Below are 22,077 nucleotides of genomic sequence, written 5' to 3'. Positions count from 1 at the left end.
AAAAGCCTGCGCTGCGCCCCCTACTCCGCCGCCTGCACCCGCCTCGCCTCAATGATCGCGCGGATTTCGGCGCGGCAGGAGCCGCAATTGGTGCCGGCCTTCAACGTCTCGCCGATGGACGCGACGGTCGTGCAGCCGGCCGCCACCGCCGCCGCGATCTGGTTGGCGCCGACGCTGAAGCAGGAGCAGACGGTGGCGCCGGCATCCGGCCGCCCGGCGCCGGCACGGCCGGCGACGATGCGGAAGCGCTCGCGCTGGCCGGCGTGAACCTCCTCGAGTTTCTCGGCCGCCCAGCCGCGCGACACCGCGACCGGGCCGGGCGCCACGAACAGCGCGCCTGCCAGATGCTCGCCGTCGAAGGCGGCGATGCGATGCTGGCCGGCGTCGCGGTCGTGATAAGCGAGCGTGTCGGATGTCGGTGGTGCGCCAAACAATGATGCGGCAAAGTCCGCCCAACCCATGTTGTCGTCGGCGAAAGCGAGCTCGACCCGCCAGCCGCCCCGACATTTGGCCACGACCCAATAGGTCGCGGCAACCGACGCCGGGCGTGCTCGCATAACCGCAAAGCCGAAGGCTTTTGCCGCGAATTTCTCGATGCGCACCGCGACATGTTTCAAGGCCGGCTGGCCGGAAACGGGATCGGTGAGCGACGCCGTCAGCGCGTCGAGCCGGCCTTTGGCGGCAAACTGGTCGGTCCAGTGCATCGGCGCAAACAGGCTGCCCTGGCGTTGGCGGGGTGTCACCAGCGCGCGCACCAGCACCTCGCCGCGCGGGCTGGAGATGCGCACGATGTCGGCATCGCCGATGCCAAAGAGCTGCGCATCCGCCGGGTGGATTTCGACGAAGGGCTCGGCGATGTGCTGGGACAGGCGCGGGCTTTTGCCGGTGCGCGTCATGGTGTGCCAGTGGTCGCGGACGCGGCCGGTGTTGAGGACCAGCGGGAATTTTTCGTCCGTGCGGGTTTCCACGACGGGGCGGATGGGGATGAAGCGCGCCTTGCGGTCGGGGGTGTAGAAATTGCCGTTGGCGAAGAAGCGGGTGGTGGGTGGGGAACCTTGGCTCGCCGCTGGCCATTGGAAAGGCGCCAGCGTGTCGTAGTCTTCTCCATCGATGCCGGCATAGGCGCCGATGTCGAAATCCCGCGTGCCATCATTCTCGAGGCCCGATAGCGCCGCGTGCTCAGCAAAAATCCCCGCCGGCGTCGCGTGCGCAAACGCCTCGCCAAACCCCATCCGCTTGCCCACCTCGGCGACGATCCACCAATCCGGCCGCGCCTCACCGGGCGCGGGCAAAAAGGCCTGCTGGCGCGAGATGCGGCGCTCCGAATTGGTGACGGTGCCGTCCTTCTCGCCCCAGGCGGTTGCGGGCAGGCGGACATGGGCGTGGCGTACCGTATCGGTGCTCTCCAGCACGTCCGAGACGACGACGAAGGGGCAGGCCTTGATCGCCGCCTCGACGGCATCGGCGTCCGGCATGGAATCGACCGGGTTGGTGGCCATGATCCACAGTGCCTTGATGCGCCCATCGGCCACGGCCTTGAACATGTCGACCGCCTTCAGGCCGGGCTTTTCGGCGAGGGCGGGCGCATTCCAGAAGCGGCGCACGCGCGCTCTGTGCGCGGGGTTTTCGATCTCCATATGGGCGGCGAGCATGTTGGCCATGCCGCCGACTTCGCGGCCGCCCATGGCGTTAGGTTGGCCGGTGACCGAAAACGGCCCTGCCCCGGGCTTGCCAATGCGGCCGGTAGCGAGATGGCAGTTGATGATGGCGTTGACCTTGTCGGTGCCCGAGGACGACTGGTTGACGCCCTGGCTGTAGACGGTCACGGTTTTTTCTGTCCGGGCAAACAGGCTGTAGAAGCGGCCAAGCTCGTCCTCGCTGAGGCCCGTGGCTTCTGCGATGCCGGCAAGGTCGAGCTTCGAAGCGGCGAAAAGGGCCTGGCCGAAGCCGGTCGTGTGCTCGTCGATATAGGCGCGGTCCAGCGCATTGTGCTGGCCGAGATAGGCGAGCAGCGCGGTGAACAAGGCAACGTCGCCATCCGGCGCGATCGCCAGATGCATGTCGGCGATGTCGGCGGTCATGGTGCGGCGCGGGTCGACCAGCACGATCTTCATCTCGGGCCGCTTTTCGCGCGCCGCCGCGATGCGCTGGTAGAGCACGGGGTGGCACCAGGCGAGGTTGGAGCCGACCAGCACGATGAGGTCGGCAAGCTCGAGATCCTCGTAGGTGCCCGGCACCGTGTCGGAGCCGAAGGCGCGGCGGTGGCCGGCGACCGAAGAGGCCATGCAGAGGCGCGAGTTGGTGTCGATATTGGCCGAGCCGACAAAACCCTTCATCAGCTTGTTGGCGACGTAATAATCCTCGGTCAGCAACTGTCCCGAGACATAGAAGGCGACCGCGTCGGGGCCGTGCTCGGCGATGGTCTGCGAGAAAGTCGAGGCGACGCGGTCGAGCGCCTCGTCCCAGCCGACGCGGCGGCCGTCGATCTCCGGATGGAGCAGCCTGCCGTCGAGGTCGATGGTCTCGGCAAGCGCGGAGCCCTTGGAACAGAGCCGACCGAAATTCGCCGGGTGATCAGCGTCGCCGCGGACCGACACTTGCCCGTCCGCGGCGACCTTCGCCAGCACGCCGCAACCCACCCCGCAATAGGGGCAGGTGGTCCTCACCTCGCGCGCTGCGTCGATCTCCATGTTTCAGGCCGCGCGGCTGGCCAGCGCTTCCAGCGCGATGAACAGACGCTCGCCATCGATTTTCACCGGGATGGTGCGCACCACGCCCTCATCGGCGCCGAGCGCCTTGCCCGTCTCCAGCGAAATGACCCAGTTGTGCAGCGGACAGGTCACCGCGGCGCCATGGACGATGCCCTGGCTGAGCGGTCCGCCCTTGTGCGGGCAGTGGTCGTCAATGGCATAGACCTGGTCATCGGCGGTGCGGAAGACGGCGATCTTGCCCTCGGGCGTGGCGACGCAACGCGCGCCGCGGCGGGGGATGTCGGAGATGGAACCAATAGCAATCCAGTTCATCATGCTCACTCCGCCGCCTCGGCAAACCCCACCGACGCCATCGGCCGGAATTCGTGCTTGTCCTTGCCGGAGACGCGCTCCGACCATGGGTCGACCTGGGCGAATCTCTGCGAGAAGACGAAGCGCTCGTAATAGGCCTTGCGCTTCTCGGCATCGTCCATGATCTGGCGCTTGATCTCGGGGATGCCGATGCGCTTGGCCCATTTGTAGATGCGCTCGAGATAGCGGCCCTGCTCGCGATACATCTGCGTCAGCGCCACGATATGCTCCAGCGCCTCATCCTCGGTCCTGACCAGGCCGAGCACTTCGGTACCCTTGATGTCGAGGCCGGCGGCTCCGGCGAAGTGGATCTCGTAGCCACTATCGACGCAGATGACGCCGACATCCTTGCAGGTCGCCTCGGCGCAGTTTCTGGGGCAGCCCGACACCGCCATCTTGACCTTGGCCGGCGTCCACGAGCCCCACATGAACTTTTCGATGCGGATGCCGAGACCCGTCGAATCCTGCGTGCCGAAGCGGCACCAGTCGGAACCGACGCAGGTCTTCACCGTGCGCAGGCCCTTGGCGTAGGCATGGCCGGAGACGAAGCCGGCCTGGCCGAGATCGGCCCATACCGCCGGCAAATCCTCCTTGCGGATGCCCAGCATATCGATGCGCTGGCCGCCGGTGACCTTGACCATAGGGATCTCGAACTTGTCGACGACGTCGGCGATGGCGCGCAGCTCAGAGGCGCTGGTCACGCCGCCCCACATGCGCGGCACCACCGAATAGGTGCCGTCCTTCTGGATGTTGGCGTGGACGCGCTCGTTGATGAAGCGCGACTGGTAGTCGTCGGCGTAGTCGTTCGGCCAGTCGCAGACGAGATAGTAGTTCAGCGCCGGCCGGCATTTGGCGCAGCCGCAGGAGGTCTTCCATTCCAGCTCCTGCATGACGGCGGGAATGGTCTTCAGGCTCTTGGCCTTGATCAGCCGGCGCACCTCGTCATGGCCGAGCGTGGTGCAGGAGCACATCGGCTGCACGGCGGCCGGGTTGTACTGGTCGCCGATGGTCAGCACCATCAGCTTCTCGACCAGCCCGGTGCAGGAGCCGCAGGAGGCGGACGCCTTGGTGTGGGCGCGCACGTCGTCGAGCGAGGTCAGGCCCTTGGCCGTGATCGCGCCGGTGATCTTTCCCTTGCAAACGCCGTTGCAGCCGCAGATTTCCGCATCATCCGGCAAGGCTGCAACGGCCGCCATAGGGTCCAGCGGGGCACCCCCCTGGTAGGACTGGCCGAAGATCAGCGTGTCGCGCATCTCCGATATGTCGGTCTGCTTCTTCTTCAAATCGTTGAACCAGGCGCCGTCGGCCGTCTCGCCATAGAGCACGGTGCCGATGATGCGGTCGTCCTTGAGCACCAGGCGCTTGTAGACGCCGGCGGCGGCATCGCGCAGCACGATCTCCTGGCGATCCTCGCCCTCGGCGAAGTCGCCGAGCGAGAACAGGTCGATGCCGGTGACCTTGAGCTTGGTCGGCGTGTCCATATGGACGAAGGCCGCAGCCTCGTCGCCGGCAAGCTGGCTGGCCGCGACGCGCGCCATCTCGTAGAGCGGCGCCACCAGCCCGTAGACCATGCCGTTGACCTCGGCGCATTCGCCGAGCGCGTAGATGTCGGGGTCGTTGCTGCGCATGCCGGCGTCGACGACGATGCCGCGATTGACGGCGATGCCGGCCTCTTTTGCCAGTGCCGAATTCGGCCTGATGCCGACCGCCATGACGACCAGCGTCGCCGGGATGACAGTGCCGTCGGCGAGTTCCACCTGCTCCACCTTGCCATTGCCGGTGATCGCCTGCGTGTTGGCCTTGGTGATGACATTGATGCCGCGCTGCTCGACGGCGCGCTGCAGCAGGTAGCCGGCGGCCGGATCGAGCTGGCGCTCCATCAGCGTCGGCATGACATGCAGCACGGTGACGTCCATGCCTTGCGAATTCAGCCCGGCCGCCGCCTCAAGCCCGAGCAGACCGCCGCCGATGACCACCGCCTTGGCCCGCGACTGGGCGGCAAGCAGCATCGCCTGCACATCGTCGAGATCGCGATAGGTGAGCACACCCGGCATGTCATGGCCGGGCACCGGGATGATGAACGGCACCGAGCCGGTGGCAATAACCAGCTTGTCATAGGGCTCGGTGACGCCGTGATCCGAGGTGACGGTCTTCGCCTCCCGGTCGATGGCGACGATCTTGTGGCCCTTGTAGAGGGTGATGCCGTTGGCGATGTACCAGCCGTCGCCATGGATGATGATTTCCTCATAGGCCTTTTCGCCCGACAGAACCGGCGACAGCATGATGCGGTCGTAGTTCACCCGCGGCTCGGCGTTGAAGATGGTGACCTGGTAGCGGCCCGGCGCCTGCTCCAAGAGATGCTCCAGCATGCGCCCGGGGGCCATGCCGTTGCCGATGATGACGAGTTTTTCGCTCATGGCGTTACTCCGCGGCTTCGACGAAGCGGTGGCGTTCGTAGAGGAACTTCAGCACCGCCTCGCGGCAGCGCAGGAAGGTGCGGTCGGACGAAAGCTCGACGCGGCGGCGGGGCCGGGCCAGCGGCACGGCAAGCACCTCGCCGATGGTCGCTGCCGGACCGTTGGTCATCATGACGATGCGGTCGGAGAGCAGCACCGCCTCGTCGACGTCGTGGGTGATCATGATCGTCGTCGAGCCAAGCCTGGAATGGATGTCCATCACCGCGTCCTGCAGATGGGCGCGGGTCAGCGCGTCGAGCGCGCCGAAGGGCTCGTCGAGCAGCAGGATCTTCGGCTCCATGGCCAGCGCGCGCGCAATGCCGACGCGCTGCTTCATGCCGCCCGAGATCTCGGCCGGCCGCTTGTCCTTCGCATGCGCCATCTGCACGAGGTCGAGATTGCGCATGATCCAGTCATGGCGCTCGGCTCTGGTCCTGGTCGAACCGAAGACTTTCGACACCGCCAGGTTGATGTTCTCGTAGACGGTCAGCCACGGCAGCAGCGAGTGGTTCTGGAACACCACGGCGCGTTCCGGTCCGGGGCTGTCGACCTCCTTGTCCTCGAGCAGCACGGCGCCGGCGGAGACCTTGGTCAGCCCGGCGATCAGGTTAAGCAAGGTCGACTTGCCGCAGCCGGAATGGCCGATGATGGAGACGAATTCGCCCTTGTCGATGGTCAGCCGGATGTCTTTCAGCACCTCGCTGACCTGGCCGCCGCGGGCAAAGGATTTGTCGATATGGTCGAGCTTCAGATAGGCCGTCATGGCGCTTTCCTCACTTTGCCGTTGTGCCGCGGGTGACGAAGGTGCCGACCGCCGCGACCAGCCGGTCGAGGCAGAAGCCGGTGACGCCGATATAGGCGAGCGCGACGATGATGTCGGGCAGCCGCGACGAATTCCACGCGTCCCAGATGAAGAAGCCGATGCCAACGCCACCGGTCAGCATTTCGGCGGCGACGATGGCGAGCCAGGACAGGCCAATGCCAATCCTGAGGCCGGTGAAGATGTAGGGCGCTGCCGCCGGCACCATGATCTTGACGAAGAATTCGATCTGGTTGAGCCGCAGGATGCGGGCGACGTTGCGGTAATCCTCGGGGATGTTGCGGACGCCGACGGCGGTGTTGATGATCACCGGCCAGATCGAGGTGATGAAGATGACGAAGATCGCCGATGGGCTGGAATCGCGGAACGCCGCCAGCGACAGCGGCAGCCAGGCGAGCGGCGGCACGGTGCGCAGGATCTGGAACACCGGATCGAGGCCGCGCATCGCCCACACCGACTGGCCGACCAGGGCGCCGAGCGCGACACCGACGACAGCCGCGAGGCCGAAGCCGATGGCGACGCGCTGCAGCGAGATCAGCACCCGCCAGGCGAGCCCGATATCCTGCGGGCCGTTATCGAAGAACGGATGCGCGATCAGGTCATAGGCCTCGTTCCACACCTGGCTCGGCGGCGGCAGGCTGGCTGTCGGCGACGAGCAGGCGATCTGCCAGACGACGAGCATGAGGACGATGACGACGGCCGGCGGCAGCAGCGTGCTGGCCAGGTTGCCGGCGATCGCGAGCGGGTCGAAACGGCGCCGCGCCTTGGCGGTGAAAGCGATCACCTCGGCGGGCTTGGCCGGCGCGGGAAACGCCTTCACCTTGGTGTCCTCGATGGCTTGAATGGACATGTCTGAGCAAAACTCCGTGGTCGGTGTGGGCGACAAGCGGCTGATGCCGCTTGCGCCTGGGTCGGAGGCGACAACGGCGCGAAGGCGCCGTTGCGCTTAGGCCGATGCCTTGATCTTCAGGCTGTCGAGATAGGCCGACGGGTTGGCCGGATCGAAGATCTTGCCGTCGAAGAAGGTCTCGACGCCACGCGACGACGAGGCCGGAATATCGGCTGCCGCGACGCCGAGGTCCTTGGCCGCCTCGCGCCACAGATCCTCGCGGTTGACCTGGTCGACGAGCGCCTTGATGTCGGTGGTCGGCGCGAACTTGCCCCAGCGGATGTTCTCGGCCAGGAACCAGCTGTCATGGCTCTTGAACGGATAGGACACGCCGTCCTTCCAGAACTTCATGTAGAGGTCGGTGCCGTTGGCGACGCGGCCATTGCCGTAGTTGATGTCGCCCTTGAGGCGGCCGATGATGTCGGCGGTCGGCACGTTCATCCATTGCCGCTTGCCGATGATGGCGGCCATCTCGTCCTTGTTCTCCTTGGCCTCGCACCATTGCTGGGCTTCCATCACGGCCATCAGGATCGCCTTGGTGGCGTTCGGGTTCTTCTCGATGAAGGCGGCGCGCAGGCCGAGCGCCTTTTCGGGATGGCCCTTCCACAACTCGCCCGTTGTGGCGGCGGTGAAGCCGACGCCCTGGTGAACGAGCTGCTCGTTCCACGGCTCGCCGACGCAGAACACATCCATGTTGCCGACCTTCATGTTGGCCACCATCTGCGGCGGCGGCACGACGATGGTCGAGACGTCCTTGTCGGGATCGATACCGCCGGCGGCCAGCCAATAGCGCAGCCACAGGTCATGCGTGCCGCCCGGGAAGGTCATGGCGGCCTTGATTTCCGTGCCCGCGGCCTTCTTGGCGGCGAAGGCTTCCTTCAGCTTGGAGGCGTCGAGGCCGACGCCGGTGGCGGCATATTCCTGGGCAACCGAGATGGCCTGGCAGTCGTAGTTCAGCCGCGCCACGATCGCCATCGGCAGCGGCTGGTTGTTCTGCGTCACCTTGCCGGTGTGCATCAGGTAGGGCATCGGCGTCAGGATGTGGGCGCCGTCGATGCCGTTGGCCTCGCCGCCGAGCATCAGATTGTCGCGCGTCGCGCCCCAGGAGGCCTGCTTCAGCACCTCGACATCGGGCATGCCGAATTTGGCGAACAGGCCCTTTTCCTTGGCGATCATCAGCGGGGCGGCATCGGTCAGCGCGATGAAGCCGAGCTTGGCGCCGGTCACCTCGGGAGCCGTCGTGGCGGCATAGGCGCCGGAGGGGAAGAGCTTGCGCGCCGCCACGAACAGCCCTGCCGTCAGCGCACTGCTGGCCAGGAAATCGCGGCGCGTCATGTCCTTGAGCGTTGTTCCAGTCACGATCCGTTTCGTCATCGTCGTCTCCGGTTGGGCGCGGCTTGGGATCCGCGTCGTCGATTGCGTGTTCGGTCAAAACAAAAAAGCCGCCGGCCAGGTTCTTCGCGCCCGAGAGACCGGGTTCGAATTTCACCTGAGCGGCAGCTTTGCCTGTGGCGCCCGCCATTGGACGCCGGTTCCGTGACCCTAGAAGAGCCTGCCTATGACAAAGCAGGAACCGTGCCAGTTTCGAGCTGGAGCGAAAATATCAATTAAATCAGCGATTCATGCCGATTGCGACCGCGCCGGGCCACAAACCGAACAGGCCAAAGATTGTTCATTAGCGCAATTGCACGCACAATTTTTGTGCAATGCACAAGAATGGCGCGGAAATGATCAGGCTTCGGCGCGGACCGATTTCTGGCTGGCAATGTAGGCGTCGATCTCGTCGGGATCGAAGATCTGGCCGTCGAAGAAACCGTCGGGACCGAGCACCAGGCTTGCCCCTGCCGAACCGACCGGCGTCGCCGACTTCAGCGCGCCCTCGACCTTGGCGTTGGCGCCGGGAAGCGCCACGCCGAGCGGCTTCAGCGCCGAGCGGTAGAGGTCGGGCCGATAACACTCCCTGGCGATGGCGAGGTTTTCCGGCGTGTGCGCGACATGCCCCCAGCGCACCATCTGCGTGTAGAACCACAGCGCGTGGCTCTTCCAGGGAAAATTCGCCGCCTTGTCGAAAGGCACGAAGAAATCGTCGATCGCCCGCTCGGCGCCGCCGCCCAGATCGAGATGCCCGGTCAGGATCGGCATCTGCACCGCCGGCGGCAGGCCGAGGAAGCCGGGCTGCGCCATCAGCGCGGCCAATTCGCCATGGTTCGCCGGATCCTGGCACCAGCGGGCCGAATGATGCAGCGCGCGCAGCAGGGCCGCCAGTGCCTCCGGGCTCTCCTGCGCCCACGCCTTGCGCACGCCGATCACCTTTTCCGGGCTGTTGCGCCACAGCAGCGCCTTGACGGTGACGATATGGCCGGTGCCGGCGGCAACCGAGGCGCTGTTCCAGGGCTCGCCGACGCAGTAGCCGTCGATGCGACCGGCGGCCAGCGCATCGGTCATAAAGGGAGGCGGCACGATGACGATCTCGACCTGGCGTTCCGGATCGATGCCGCAGGCGGCGAGCCAGTAGCGCAGTTCGTAATTGTGCCCCGAATGCGGATGGACGACGGCAAAGCGCAGCGCATCGCGGCCGGCCCCTGCCCGCTCGCGGATCAGCGCGCGGAGCGCTGCACCCGCGCGCGCCGGGTCGAGGTCGGGCTCGGCGCCGTGCGCCGCCATGCCTTCCCAGACGGCATTGGAGACGGTGACGCAATTGCCGCCGAGGCCGAGCGAGAACGGCACGATGGTTTCCGAGGCAAGCGGCGTCAGTCCAAGATTGCAGGCGAGCGGCATCGGCCCCAACATGTGCGCCAGATGGAAATGGCCGATGGCGATGCGGTCGCGAATGTTGGCCCAGGAGGTCTCGCGGTGCAGCGTCAGCTCGATGCCTTCGCGCGCGGCAAAGCCCATCTCGCCGGCCGCGACCAGCACGGCGCTATCGAAGAGCGGCATGAAGCCGGCGGTGATCTGGTGCGCAGCAGTCATGCCTATTCGTCCTCCGAGAGCAACCCGGCGGCGGTCACCAGGCTCTGGGCGATGTCGCTGATCTTGCGGTTCTGGTTCATCGCCGTCTTGCGCAGCAGCGTGTAGGCCGCCTCCTCGCTCAAGCCGCGCGACTTCATCAAAATGCCCTTGGCGCGATCGATGACCTTGCGGCTCTCCAGTTCACTGCGCGCCTCCTCCAGTTCGCGCGCCATGCGCGAGAAGGCGTTGAAGCGGCTGACCGCCATGTCGAGGATTGGCTTGACGCGCTCCTGCCTGAGACCATCGACGACATAGGCCGACACGCCGGCATCGACCGCCGCCTCGATCGAGGCCTGGTCGGAGCGGTCGACAAACATGGCAATCGGCCGCTTCACCGCGCGCGACAGCTGGAACATGTTTTCGAGCATGTCGCGGTTCGGGTTTTCCAGATCGATGACGATGACATCGGGCTCGATCTCGGCGATCCGCCGCGCAATGCCGGCGACATCATGGATGACGGTGACCCGATCATGCCCGGCCTCCCGCAACCCGGCCTCGATGATCGAGGCACGGATGCGGTTTTCGTCGATCACCAGAACGGCGAGTGAGGAGCGGACCATGTCGGTATTTTGCTGATGCGAGGGAATTGTGCAATGCGGCATGGGGAGAACTCGACATGCGTCGCCGACCCTATAGAGGCGAGCACTGGAGAATGGAGCGCTACCAAAGGGGCTCCGGCAACGCCAGCGTGACGAGTTGCTGTTAGCTTCGCGCGGTTGCTGAGCTACTTCAACTGAGCAATCCGATTGCTCTTCATCTGAAGTTCAAACATCGCTCCGCCCTTTACGATCTCTGCCTGCTTTTCAATGGTGGTCCAGAGTGCGAGCCGGCGCTCCATCTGTTTTGTAACCGGCGCCTTGTAGAGCCCCTTTGAGAGAAAGAAACCCACGAGCCTCGAATTGCGGAACGCCTGGTATTCAAGGCGCTCTCAGTGATGCGTCGCCGGACTGCCTGTAGCCGCCGAAGGGGAGACGTCCGGCGTGCCGGTCATCACGCGACCGTCCGCCGATCGAGCGTCTTGCTCATATACACCGTTATCCCGTTCATGAATTCCTCTTCCCGATCAATGGCATAGCCATGCCTCCGATAGAGCAGCACATTGGCTTCGAAGGCACCATTGGTCAGCAGGCGAAGCTCCGGGCAGCCGGCTTCGATCGCCTTGCGCTCGGCGCTGTCGAGCAGCAGCCGGCCAATGCCCCTGCCCTGCGCCTTGGGCGCGACGGCAACATTCTCGATCCAGATATGATCGTCATGCCGCATGGTTTCGATCAAGCCGACGATCTCGCCGTTCTCGACAGCGAGGTCGAACTGATGCTCGCGGATGGCCTTGTCGTAATCGGCGCGCATCGGCAAGGGCTCGCGGCCGATCACCGGCACCCATCTGGAGTAAGCGGCGCACACGATGTCCCTGATGGCGGCGGCGTCCGCCGGCTCGGCCGGCCGAAACTGGATGGAAAGATTAGTCATTCAAATGCTCCAAATGCAAAAAACCCGCCGATCCTTTTGGATGGGCGGGGCTGGGGACGAACAGACCGGATTGTCGACTAGCCGGCCTTTATCTTCGCGCAATCAGCTTGCCGCTCCTGAGAACGGCGGCGTCGCTGCGAGTTGGTGGGAAAGGCGATCATGGCGGCAAGCTGGAGCAGAAACGGCGAAGCGTCAAGCCGCCCGCCGGGGCGGATAGAGCGGCCGCATGGCCCCATCATCCGCAGGCCAATTCGACGGCACCGCAATCGTTCGGAAAAATCGATCATTGTGATGCGAATAATTCGTTGGAAAGATTGGTAATGGAATGGCATTCCACTGGCGAACCCGCCTGGAGCATTGCATTGTCTTCCGTCTCTCACATCGCGAACGATATTCCCTCAGGCCGGGCACCGGCAATCCTGGCGCCCGGACGCACGTCAGCCAACGCGGTCTGGCCCGGCATCGTGCTGGTCGCCATGATCACCAGCGTCGCCTACTCGGCCCGCAACGTTTCCGGCTTCGCGCTGTTCAGCCCGATGATCCTCGCCGTGGTCGCCGGCATGATCTATTCCAACGTGCTTGGCACGCCCGCGCATGCCAGGGCCGGCATCGCCTTTTCGCAGCGTCGGCTGCTGCGCTTTGCCATCGTGCTGCTCGGCTTCCAGCTGACGCTCGGCCAGGTGGCGGCGATCGGCGCCGGCGGCGTCGGCATTGTCGCGGCCACGCTTGGCGCCACCTTCATCTTCACCATCACGCTCGGCCGGCTGCTTGGCGTCGACCGCAAGCTGGCGCAGTTGATTGCGGCCGGCACCTCGATCTGCGGCGCCTCGGCCATCGTCGCCACCAACATCGTGACGGACGCGCGCGACGAGGACGTCACCTACGCCGTTGCCGCCATCACGCTGTTCGGCACCATCGCCATGCTCGGCTTTCCGCTGCTGGCGCCCGTGTTCGGCCTCGACCAGCACGCCTTCGGCCTGTGGGCAGGCGCCTCGATCCACGAGGTGGCGCAAGTGATCGGCGCCGGCTTCCAGAATGGCACCCAGGCCGGCGAAACCGCAACCGTCGCCAAGCTGACGCGCGTCGCCATGCTGGCGCCGATGGTGCTCGCGCTCGGCCTGATGGCGCGCCGCCGCAGTGCCGACCCGTCGGCGGCGAAGGCGCCCATGCCGTGGTTCGTCGTGGCGTTCATCGCAGTGGTGGCGCTGAACAGCCTGGTTGCCATGCCTGCCGAAATCCATTCGGCGATCGCTTTGGCCACCCAGGTCATGCTGACCATGGGTCTCGCCGCCATGGGCCTTCAGGCTGACATCTCGCAGCTTCGCTCGCGCGGCCTGCGTCCGCTGGCTCTGGCTTTTTCGGCTTTCGTGTTTGTTGCCGCGTTTAGCCTGATGCTGGTGAAATTCGTATAAGGCTCGAAGGTAGCGCTCTACGGCGCCCCCCTCTGTCCTGCCGGACATCTCCCCCACAGGTGGGGAGATTGGCAGTGTCACCGACGGCGATCATCCTTCAGCGTTGGTTATTGGCGAAAGCGGTCGCGACATCCAATCTCCCCCAAGTGGGGGAGATGTCCGGCAGGACAGAGGGGGGCGCCGTAGAACTCGACGACGGATGCTGAGTTCTATGTCGAGGAACTAATCCTCGAAGGAACTCGCCGCGACAAAGATCGAAGCGAGCTTCTCGATGCCGGCCTGATCCTCCTTGTCGAAGCGGCTGGGCGTCGGGCTGTCGAGGTCGAGCACGCCGAAGACGCCGTCATTGTCCCTGAGCAGCACGACCAGCTCCGAGCGCGAATCCGCATCGCAGGCGATGTGGCCGGGAAAGTCATGCACATCCTTGACCAGCATCGACATGCCGAGATCGACGGCGGTGCCGCAGACGCCCTTGCCGACCGCGATGCGCACGCAGGCCGGCTTGCCCTGGAACGGCCCGAGCACCAGCTCCTCGTCGGAGGCCAGGAAATAGAAGCCGGCCCAGTTGAGATCGGGCACCATCTGGTAGATCAGCGCCGACGTGTTGGCGGCGTTGGCGATCGAGTCGCGCTCGCCCTCGAGCAGCGCCTTCAGCTGGGTGGCGAGATCGCGGTAAAACACTGCCTTGTCGCTGCTGTCGATGGCGGTTGCCGCAAACATGGTGTCGTGTCTCCGTTGCCAGCGTCCCGGAACGCCCGCTACAGTTTCCTGTCTGCCACCAATGACGCGCCTGGGAAATACACAATCGTGAACGCCACCCTCGCCGACCGAAAACGTGAGCGCGCGCCGCCGGCGGCGGCCGAAGCCCCCCTCACCTTCGCCGTGCTGGTCTTCCCCGGCTTTCCGATGATGGCGTTCAGCTCGCTGATCGAACCGCTTCGCGCGGCCAATGTGCTGGCCAAGAAGGAATGCTACCGCTGGGTGATCGTCGGCGCCGGCAAGGGTCCGGTCGAGGCCTCGAACGGCGTCGTCATCCAGCCGGGCTTCTTTGCCGGCGATGCGCCGAAGGTCGACCGCATCGTCGTCTGCTCCGGCGGGGATGCCGATCACCTCGTCGCCGATGAGGCAGTGAGCTGGATCCGCAAAAGCCTGCGTGGCGGCGCCGATATTGGTGCAGTGGCAGATGCGGCGTTCTTCCTCGCCCGCGCGGGCCTGCTCGACGGCCATGCCTGCACCTTGCACTGGACCAGCCAGGCGGCCTTCACCGAGGCGTTTCCGGACATCGAACTGCGGCGCGACCTGTATGTCATCGACCGCAAGCGTTTCACCTCGGCCGGTGGTGTCGGCAGCCTCGACATGATGCTGGAGATCATCACCCGCGACTATGGCGCCGAGCTTGCCGCCGGCGTCGCCGAATGGTTCGTACACAGCCCGCTGCGCTCCAGCGTCGACCGCAAGCTGATGCCGCTGAGGCTGCGCACCGGCGTCCAGAACGAGTTGGTGCTGTCGGCCATCGCCATCATGGAGGACGCGGTGGAAGAACGGCTCGGCATGGCGGAATTGGCGACAAGGCTCGGCGTGTCGCCCGACAAGCTGGAGCGCAATTTTCGAGCAGAGCTCAGCATCTCGCCCAATGGCTACTATCGCCGGCTGCGGCTAAAGCGCGCCGCCGACCTGCTCGCGCATTCGACGCTGATGGTGCGCGACGTGGCACTGGCCTGCGGCTTTGCTTCGATGTCGAGCTTTGCGCGGGCGTTTCGGGAGGAGCATGGGCACGCGCCGAAGGGGATGCGGCGGCATTAGGGTGCGGCATCCGGCACGACATTTGCGGGATTCCGCACAGCCTTTGCATGACGCATGGCCCATCTTCGCCGCTTCAGGAGGCACCCATGAGCATCGTCGTTTTCGATCCCGATAGCACTGAGGACGTGGACTTCAAGGACCGCATGCGCCACCCGGCAGCAGCGGACCCGGCCGGCGGCATGTGGCTGTCGGACACCGAGCCGTCCTTCATCGACGCAGACGCTTTGCGCAAAGGCAGGCTCGCCAAGCTACGCGGCTGGATGCGCGAGGCGGGCTATGGCGGCGTTGTTTTGTTCGACCCCTACAACCAGCGCTACGCCACCGGCTCGCGCAACATGTTTGGCTATTTCCTGCGCAACTCGACGCGCTATTTCTTCATCCCGACCGAAGGGCCGATCGTGCTGTTCGAGTATCCGCAGAGCTACCATGTCTCGATGGTGCTCGACACGATCGACGAGGCGCGACCGTCCAAACTGGTCTGGTCTTCCGTCTCGGGCCGTGACGATGAGACGGCCGGTCCCTTTGCCGACGAGATCGCCGAATTGCTGAAAAAACACGGCGGCGGCTCTATGAAGCTCGGGCTCGACCGCTGTGGCCATCTGCAGGCGCTGGCGCTGGAAAAGCGCGGCTGCGAGGTCAGGGATTGCCAGGGCGAGATCCTGGCGGTGCGCGCGGTGAAGACGCCGGAGGAAGTGAAATGCCTGCAGGTGTCGATGGCCGGCGCCGAAGCCGCCGTGTCGGCCGTACGCGAGGCGATCAAGCCTGGCGTTTCCGAGAACGATTTGTTCGCCATCATGTATCACGAGGTGATCCGGCAGGGCGGCGAGTTCATCGAGACCCGACTGCTCACCTCCGGCCAGCGCACCAATCCGTGGTTCAACGAAGCGAGCGGCCGCAAGATCAGACCGGGCGAACTTTTGGCGCTCGATACCGACACGATCGGCTGCTACGGTTATTATTCCGACTTCTCGCGCACTTTCCGCTGCGGGCCGGGCAGACCGACCGACTATCAGAAATCGCTCTACCGCATGGCGCACGACCAGGTTCAGCACAACATCTCGATCGTCAAGCCCGGCATGGCGTTTCGCGAGATCGCCGAAAGGGCGTGGAAGATCCCAGACCGTTTCATCGACCAGCGCTATACGTCGGTGATGCACGGCGTCGGCATGCATGGCGAGACGCCGTTCATCGCGCATGCCATGGATTACGAGACCTATGGCCGCGACGGTATCATCGTGCCCGGCATGGTGGTCAGCGTCGAAAGCTATATCGGCGAGAAAGGCGGCCGCGAGGGCGTCAAGCTGGAGGACGAGATCCTGATCACCGAGACCGGCACCGAGCTTCTGTCGCGCTTCCCCTATGAAGATGAGTTTCTTGACAGGCACGTTTGAATGAAGAGCCCGATCTCGATCAGCAGAGGCACCGTGGCGGCGGTGTTCATCGATCTCCAGGAGGAGCATCGCCAGGACAAGCGCTACCTGGTCGAAGGGTTCGGCGCCATCCTCGCCAACGTCCAGCGCCTGCAAGAAGCAGCGCGGCGCAATTTCGTGCCGCTCTACCACTTCGCCTATGTCGTCGACCTCGCCAAGGCGCGGCCGTTTCATCCGGTCGATGCGAGCGGCAAATCGGCCTTCTCCGACAAGGACGATCCGCTCACCGCGATCTGCCCGGAAGTGGCGCCGGCTGCCGGCGAGACGATGCTGGTCAAGACCGAGGCCAGCGCCTTCGGCGCAGGCTCCGCGGCGGGCGAACTGAAAGCGCGCGGCATCGAATGGCTGGTTATCGCCGGCGTGTGGACCGAGGCCTGCATCGACGCCACTGTCAGGGACGCGGCGGCGCTGGGCTTTCGCGTACTGCTGGTCAAGGACGCCTGCGGCAGCGCCAGCGCCGCGATGCACCAGACCGCCATCCTCAACCTCGCCAACCGGCTCTATGGCGGCGCCGTTAGCAACACCGTGGATGCCTGCCGGCTGTTGTCGGGCGACACGGTCAGCGTCTGGCAGGTCGAGGGTTCGGTGCCGCTGCGCTTCACCTATGAGAACGCGGCCGGGCTCTACGACGACCTCTGACCCGGGATCGGATGCGATGGGCACGGTCCACCACATGACCAAGCGCGGGAAATACGCCCGGCGGCTCGATCCGGCTTTGTGGGTCTATATCGACCGGGTCAACGAATGGTATCCGCCCGAGATCGCCGAGTTGCCAATCGCCGAGCAGAGGGCCGTCTACGACGCGATGTGCCGGGCCTTCCACCAGGGCCATCCGCCGGGTGTCTCGGCCAATGACGGCCTGATCGTCGTCGCCGATCATGACATCGCGGTCCGGCGCTACCAAATCGCCGGCAAGGCGCCGCAGGCGATCGTCGTCTACTATCATGGCGGCGGCTTTGTGCTGGGCGGGCTCGACAGCCATGACGATATCTGCGCCGAGATCTGCGCGGCGACCGGGTTCGAGGTGCTGTCGGCCGATTACCGGCTGGCGCCGGAACATCTCCATCCTGCCGCCTTCGCGGATGCGCTGGCCGTATTCGAATGGATTGCCGCGACGAGCGCCCTGCCGATCGTGCTGTGCGGCGAGAGCGCCGGCGGCAATCTTGCCGCGGCAGTGGCGCACGCCACGCGCCGCCACCCGCGCCACGCTGCCGGACAGGTGCTGATCTATCCCGATCTCGGCGGCGACGGGACCGGCCGTTCCTACGTCGAGCATGCGGACGCGCCGCTACTCAGCATCAGCGATGTCGATTTCTATCGCCGCATCCGCTCGGCGTCGGGACAATCGCTCGACGAGCCGACCTTTTCACCGCTCAAGGACAGCGTTTTCTCCGGCCTGCCGCCGACTTTCGTCATCACAGCCGAATGCGACCCGCTATCGTCGGACGGCGAGGCCTACCGAGACCGCATCGTCGCCGCCGGCGGCTCGGCCTGGTGGCAGGAGGAGCCGCGCCTCGTGCACAGTTTTCTGCGCGCCCGCAAGAGCGTGCCGCGCGCCGGCGAGGCTTTCCTCGACATCCTTTCGGCCATCGCTTCCGTGACCATGCTGGGAAAGAACAACCGGCCGTCCTGAACGCCATCTCGTTGCCTCGCCGCGCGCGCAGTCCGTTGCGGAACAACGCACAAGAATTGCGGAAGAGCGAACATTTCCCGGCGTCAGCCCGCCCTATCATCGCCCGAGGCAATGGCGCTCCGGTGAACCGCATCCTCCCCCGCGTCTGGCGGCAACCGGGGCGCCTTGGTTTTTCGTGCATGTCGTTGCCCCAAAAACCGCAGCGCACTTTTGGGCGACATGCACCAACAGGAGGGAACGACGATGAAATTCATGCTGACCGACCGAAAGCTGCACCCGCGCGCAAAGCCGATCGCCGACGATTTCAAAAAGGGCGGCATCAGCCGGCGCGAGTACCTCGCCCTGATGGCCGGGTTCGGCGTCAGCGCCGCCGGGGCGCTGGCGCTCGGCGGCCTTGCGCCCTCGCCCGCCCGCGCAGAGGAGCCGAAGCGCGGCGGCACCTTGCGCGTCGCCATGAACGTCAAGGGTTTCAAGGACCCGCGCACCTTCGACGGCGTCGAAATGTCCAATGTGGCGCGCCACTGCAACGAATATCTGGTGCGCTGGAACACCGACTTCAGCTTCGAGCCATGGCTGCTCGAAAGTTGGGAGACCAGCGACGACGCCAAGACGCTGACGCTGCATGTGCGCAAAGGCATCACCTGGTCGAACGGTGACACGTTCAACGCCGACGATGTCATCCACAATCTGACGCGCTGGTGCGACGCCTCCGTCGCCGGCAATTCGGTCGCCGCGCGCATGGGCGCGCTGGTCAATGCCGACACCAAGAAGCCGGTCGACGGCGGCATCGAGAAGGTCGACGACTTCACCGTCAAGCTCAATCTGCCGAAGCCCGACATCTCGCTGATCGCCGGCATGGCCGACTATCCGGCGCTGATCATGCACCGCTCTTATGAGGGCGACGGCGATCCGATGAAGGCGCTGGCCATCACCACCGGCCCTTGCGAGTTGGTGAAATGGGATGCCGAGACCAGCGCCGAGGTGCGGCGCAAGGACAAGCCCTGGTGGAAGGGCGAGTTCCATCTCGACGGCATCACATGGGTCGACTACGGCTCCGACCCCAACGCGATGCTGTCGGCCTTCGAATCCGGCGAGATCGACACCGACCACGAGACCGCTTCCGATGCCGTGTCGCAGACCGAGCAGATGGGGCTCGAAAATTCCGAGATCGCCACCGGTTCGACCATTGTCGCCCGCTTCAATGTCGGCAATGCGCCCTATGACGACGTCAAGGTTCGCCGCGCCGCACAGCTTTCCGTCGACAATTCAGCCGTGCTGAAACTCGGTATCGACGGTCGTGGCAAGCCCGCCGACAACCACCATGTCGGCCCCATGCACCCCGAATATGCCGATATCGGCCTGGCCAGGCGTGATGTGGATGAGGCAAAGAAGCTGCTTGCCGAGGCCGGCAAGGCCGACCACGAGTATGAGTTGATCTCCGTCGACGTCGAATGGCAGAAGAGCACCGGCGATGCGATCGCCGCGCAGATGCGCGAAGCCGGGCTGAAGATCAAGCGCACCGTGCTGCCAGCGGCCACCTTCTGGAACGACTGGAGCAAATATCCCTTCTCCTGCACCGAGTGGCTGGGACGGCCGCTCGGCGTCCAGGTGCTGGCGCTCGCCTATAAATCGGGTGCGGCCTGGAACGAAAGTGCCTATGCAAACAAGGAGTTCGACGAACTTCTCGACAAGGCGCTGGCAATGCCCGACGCCAAGGCGCGCAAGGAGATCATGGCCAAGATCGAACAGAATTTGCGCGACTCCGGCATCATCATCCAGCCCTACTGGCGTTCGGTCTACCGCACCTACCGCAAGGGCGTGCATGGCTGCGAGCAGCACCAGTCGCTCGAGCAGCATTTCGAGAAGGTCTGGCTGGAGAGCTGATCTGTTGATCGGCTTCTGACGTGGCCACCCAATGTGGGCGCGTCAGGCAGTGGCCTGCCTGACGACATCCGGAGCCTGCGCGACCGACATCCGCTCGATGATGGTCGTCGGCAGGATGATCCTTTCGGGCGGCCGGTCATCGCCCTTCAGGCGGCGTATCAATAGCTCCGCCACTGATTTTCCCAGCGCGTAGACCGGCTGGTCGATGACCGTGATGGGAGGCGTCGTCACGCTCGTCCAGTCGGCATCGTGAAAGGTGATCAGCGACATGTCCTGCGGAATGCGCAGGCCGCATTCCCGGATCGCCTTGAACAGTTCGAGCGCCACGAGGCTGTCGGATGCGAGAATGGCCGTCGGCCGGCCGGGGCTCCGGAGCAGTTCTTGCATCGCGGCCCGCGACGTCTCGGAGCGTCCGGTTCCGAAATGGATGTTGCGCTCGGCTCGCCCGATGCCGGCTTCCCGGCAGGCATCGAGAAATCCCAGAATGCGCTCACGCACGGTAGACGTGTTGATCCTCGACTCGCTGCCGCGAAAATCCCCAGACAACACCGCAGCGGTCATATAGGCGATCCTGGTATGCCCTGCCTGCGTTAGGATGCGGGTGGCGCGCAAGGCCGCATCCCGGTCATCGACGGTGACGGTATCGACATCGAGGTCCGGCAGCGCCCGGTCGAGCAGCGCCAGAGGGCAGGCGGAGCGCGCAATCTCGACGAGATGGGCGATTTCTCCGGATTGGGCGGGCGTGACGATCAGCCCGTCAACCTGCTTGGCCATGAGGACGCGTATCGCATTCTTCTCGGCTTCGACCTGTTCGCCCGAATTGGCCAGGATGACATTGATGCCCGACAGACGCGCCACGTCGCTGATGCCGCGCACCGCAAGCGAAAAGAACGGGTTCTCGATGTCGCCGACGACCACGCCAATGCTGCCTGAGCGTCCCGTCGTCATGCTGCGCGCCAGCTCGTTCGGACGATAGTCGAGCGCCTTCGCGGCTTCGAGCACGGCGGTACGCACCGTCTTGCTCACCCGGCCATAGCCGCCCAGCACGCGCGCTGCCGTGGCTTTCGAGACCTTCGCCTGGCGGGCGACGTCGCTGACAGTGATGGAGGGAGCCTTGGGCGGACGTTTCATTGTGGAAAAAATCGCTTCCGAATTCGTTGACGGATGGTCATTCCCGTGACTACAAATGTCAAGAGACCGGTCTCATTTCCGTTTGAGACCGGTCTCACAAGAAAAAGAGCGCCTGGAGGCGTCGCATCGCAAGCCGTATCGAAAATTGGCGCGTGTCCGCCGTGAAAGCTTCAGCGCCCCCCGCGGACCGATCTTCAGAGTGGAGAACAACCATGAGCATCAGAGGTCTTTTCACATCGAGCCCGCGGCAGCGCATCGGCTCCATCATTTTCGCCATCACGCTGGCCGCCCTGTCCCTGCCCAAGGCCTGGGCCGCCGACAACCCGTACAATCTGATCGATGCCAAGACCATCAGCGTCGGCACGATGGGCGATGCCAAGCCCTATGCCTTCACGACCGCCGACGGCAAGTTCACCGGCTTCGACCTCGAGTTCTTCCTGAACGTGGTGGGCCGGATGGGATTCAAGGCGGACCAGGTGACCTTCACCGGCCAGGAATTCTCCGCGCTCATGCCCTCGGTCGCCAATGAACGTTTCGACGTCGCGGTCGCCGCCATCGGAACCACGGCCGAGCGGAAGAAGAACGTCGATTTCTCCGACGGCTACCTGGCCGGATATCTGTCGGTGTTGACGTCCGACGCCAAGATCACCAGCGCCGAAGGCCTCGCCGGCAAACGCCTCGGCGTCGTCCAGGGCACGCTGCAGGAGATCTATGCCGCGAAGAATTTCAAGAATACGGACCTTGTAAAATTCCCGGACAACAACTCCGCCATCGCCGCGCTCAACAATGGCACGGTCGATGCGCACTTCCTCGACTACGAGGCGGCGAAACAATATGGCGAGCGCTATCCGGCGTTGAAGATCGCGATCAACATCCCGTCCTTCGATGCACCGGCCGGATTTGTCGTTCGCAAGGGCAACGACGCATTCCGTGAAGCACTCAACAAGGGCATTCACGAAGCGATGCAGGACGGCACCTGGAAGGATCTCTACCAGAAATGGTTCCCCGGATCGCCGATGCCGGAGCAATATCTTCCCAAGAAGAACTGAGCCGCACGAGGCCGCCGGCATTCGTGCCGGCG

Annotated in this window: 19 protein-coding genes; 7 read left to right on the top strand and 12 right to left on the bottom strand. The window is 64.8% G+C overall.

Annotated features, from left to right (window positions below):
- Positions 1-20 precede the first annotated feature (20 nt).
- From ACSQ3Z_RS27945 to ACSQ3Z_RS27900, 10 genes are all read right to left on the bottom strand, one after another.
- The gene (locus ACSQ3Z_RS27945) at positions 21-2,690 is read right to left on the bottom strand and encodes a nitrate reductase (RefSeq protein WP_436174503.1); all 2,670 of its coding nucleotides are present in this window, start codon (positions 2,688-2,690) and stop codon (positions 21-23) included.
- A 3-nt stretch (positions 2,691-2,693) separates the two neighbouring features.
- Positions 2,694-3,023: a nitrite reductase small subunit NirD gene (gene nirD, locus ACSQ3Z_RS27940; RefSeq protein WP_436175169.1), complete on the bottom strand. Its 330-nt coding sequence runs from the start codon at positions 3,021-3,023 to the stop codon at positions 2,694-2,696.
- Positions 3,024-3,028: 5 nt separating this feature from the next.
- Positions 3,029-5,479, bottom strand: coding sequence for a nitrite reductase large subunit NirB (gene nirB, locus ACSQ3Z_RS27935; RefSeq protein WP_436174502.1), 2,451 nt, complete (start codon positions 5,477-5,479; stop codon positions 3,029-3,031).
- A gap of 4 nt (positions 5,480-5,483) precedes the next feature.
- Positions 5,484-6,281, bottom strand: coding sequence for an ABC transporter ATP-binding protein (locus ACSQ3Z_RS27930; RefSeq protein ID WP_436174501.1), 798 nt, complete (start codon positions 6,279-6,281; stop codon positions 5,484-5,486).
- 10 nt (positions 6,282-6,291) lie between these two features.
- Positions 6,292-7,188 (bottom strand): nitrate ABC transporter permease, encoded by an 897-nt coding sequence (ntrB, locus tag ACSQ3Z_RS27925; protein WP_436174500.1) that lies wholly within the window; start codon positions 7,186-7,188, stop codon positions 6,292-6,294.
- A gap of 96 nt (positions 7,189-7,284) precedes the next feature.
- Complete coding sequence (locus ACSQ3Z_RS27920; RefSeq protein WP_436175168.1) at positions 7,285-8,511, bottom strand: CmpA/NrtA family ABC transporter substrate-binding protein; 1,227 nt, start codon at positions 8,509-8,511, stop codon at positions 7,285-7,287.
- Positions 8,512-8,958: 447 nt separating this feature from the next.
- Positions 8,959-10,197 carry a CmpA/NrtA family ABC transporter substrate-binding protein gene (locus tag ACSQ3Z_RS27915; RefSeq protein WP_436174499.1) on the bottom strand — a complete coding sequence of 413 codons (1,239 nt, stop codon included), beginning with the start codon at positions 10,195-10,197 and terminating at the stop codon, positions 8,959-8,961.
- Positions 10,198-10,199: 2 nt separating this feature from the next.
- Positions 10,200-10,796, bottom strand: a complete 597-nt coding sequence (locus tag ACSQ3Z_RS27910; RefSeq protein ID WP_436174498.1) for an ANTAR domain-containing response regulator — start codon at positions 10,794-10,796, stop codon at positions 10,200-10,202.
- 164 nt (positions 10,797-10,960) lie between these two features.
- Positions 10,961-11,125 (bottom strand): hypothetical protein, encoded by a 165-nt coding sequence (locus ACSQ3Z_RS27905; protein ID WP_436174497.1) that lies wholly within the window; start codon positions 11,123-11,125, stop codon positions 10,961-10,963.
- A 101-nt stretch (positions 11,126-11,226) separates the two neighbouring features.
- On the bottom strand, positions 11,227-11,703 hold the full coding sequence (locus ACSQ3Z_RS27900) for a GNAT family N-acetyltransferase (RefSeq protein WP_436174496.1): 477 nt from the start codon (positions 11,701-11,703) through the stop codon (positions 11,227-11,229).
- A 320-nt stretch (positions 11,704-12,023) separates the two neighbouring features.
- On the opposite strand from ACSQ3Z_RS27900, the gene ACSQ3Z_RS27895 reads away from it, so the two are divergent.
- Positions 12,024-13,115 carry a YeiH family protein gene (locus tag ACSQ3Z_RS27895; RefSeq protein WP_436174495.1) on the top strand — a complete coding sequence of 364 codons (1,092 nt, stop codon included), beginning with the start codon at positions 12,024-12,026 and terminating at the stop codon, positions 13,113-13,115.
- Between the two features lie 222 nt (positions 13,116-13,337).
- On the opposite strand, the gene ACSQ3Z_RS27890 is transcribed toward ACSQ3Z_RS27895, so the two are convergent.
- Entirely contained in the window at positions 13,338-13,835 is a 498-nt protein-coding gene (locus tag ACSQ3Z_RS27890) for a GAF domain-containing protein (RefSeq protein ID WP_436174494.1), read from the bottom strand.
- Between the two features lie 87 nt (positions 13,836-13,922).
- Here ACSQ3Z_RS27890 and ACSQ3Z_RS27885 point away from each other — a divergent pair, with 87 nt between their 5' ends.
- From ACSQ3Z_RS27885 to ACSQ3Z_RS27865, 5 genes are all read left to right on the top strand, one after another.
- Positions 13,923-14,918: a GlxA family transcriptional regulator gene (locus ACSQ3Z_RS27885; protein WP_436174493.1), complete on the top strand. Its 996-nt coding sequence runs from the start codon at positions 13,923-13,925 to the stop codon at positions 14,916-14,918.
- A gap of 86 nt (positions 14,919-15,004) precedes the next feature.
- Complete coding sequence (locus ACSQ3Z_RS27880; RefSeq protein ID WP_436174492.1) at positions 15,005-16,309, top strand: M24 family metallopeptidase; 1,305 nt, start codon at positions 15,005-15,007, stop codon at positions 16,307-16,309.
- On the top strand, positions 16,310-16,987 hold the full coding sequence (locus ACSQ3Z_RS27875; protein ID WP_436174491.1) for an isochorismatase family protein: 678 nt from the start codon (positions 16,310-16,312) through the stop codon (positions 16,985-16,987).
- A gap of 16 nt (positions 16,988-17,003) precedes the next feature.
- A complete protein-coding gene (locus ACSQ3Z_RS27870) occupies positions 17,004-17,981 on the top strand; it encodes an alpha/beta hydrolase (RefSeq protein WP_436174490.1) in 978 nt (325 codons plus the stop codon).
- A gap of 243 nt (positions 17,982-18,224) precedes the next feature.
- Entirely contained in the window at positions 18,225-19,865 is a 1,641-nt protein-coding gene (locus tag ACSQ3Z_RS27865) for an ABC transporter substrate-binding protein (RefSeq protein WP_436174489.1), read from the top strand.
- A gap of 42 nt (positions 19,866-19,907) precedes the next feature.
- Here the strand turns inward: ACSQ3Z_RS27865 and ACSQ3Z_RS27860 are convergent, their stop codons facing one another.
- The gene (locus ACSQ3Z_RS27860; RefSeq protein WP_436174488.1) at positions 19,908-20,996 is read right to left on the bottom strand and encodes a LacI family DNA-binding transcriptional regulator; all 1,089 of its coding nucleotides are present in this window, start codon (positions 20,994-20,996) and stop codon (positions 19,908-19,910) included.
- Between the two features lie 212 nt (positions 20,997-21,208).
- Here ACSQ3Z_RS27860 and ACSQ3Z_RS27855 point away from each other — a divergent pair, with 212 nt between their 5' ends.
- Positions 21,209-22,045, top strand: coding sequence for an ABC transporter substrate-binding protein (locus tag ACSQ3Z_RS27855; RefSeq protein WP_436174487.1), 837 nt, complete (start codon positions 21,209-21,211; stop codon positions 22,043-22,045).
- The last annotated feature ends 32 nt before the right edge of the window (positions 22,046-22,077 follow it).

The sequence above is a fragment of the Mesorhizobium sp. LjNodule214 genome, assembly GCF_964252735.1.
In the GTDB taxonomy this organism is placed as follows: Bacteria; Pseudomonadota; Alphaproteobacteria; order Rhizobiales; family Rhizobiaceae; genus Mesorhizobium.
The sequence above is the reverse complement of the archived record's forward strand: the minus strand, read 5'-3'. Positions and strand labels throughout refer to the sequence as shown.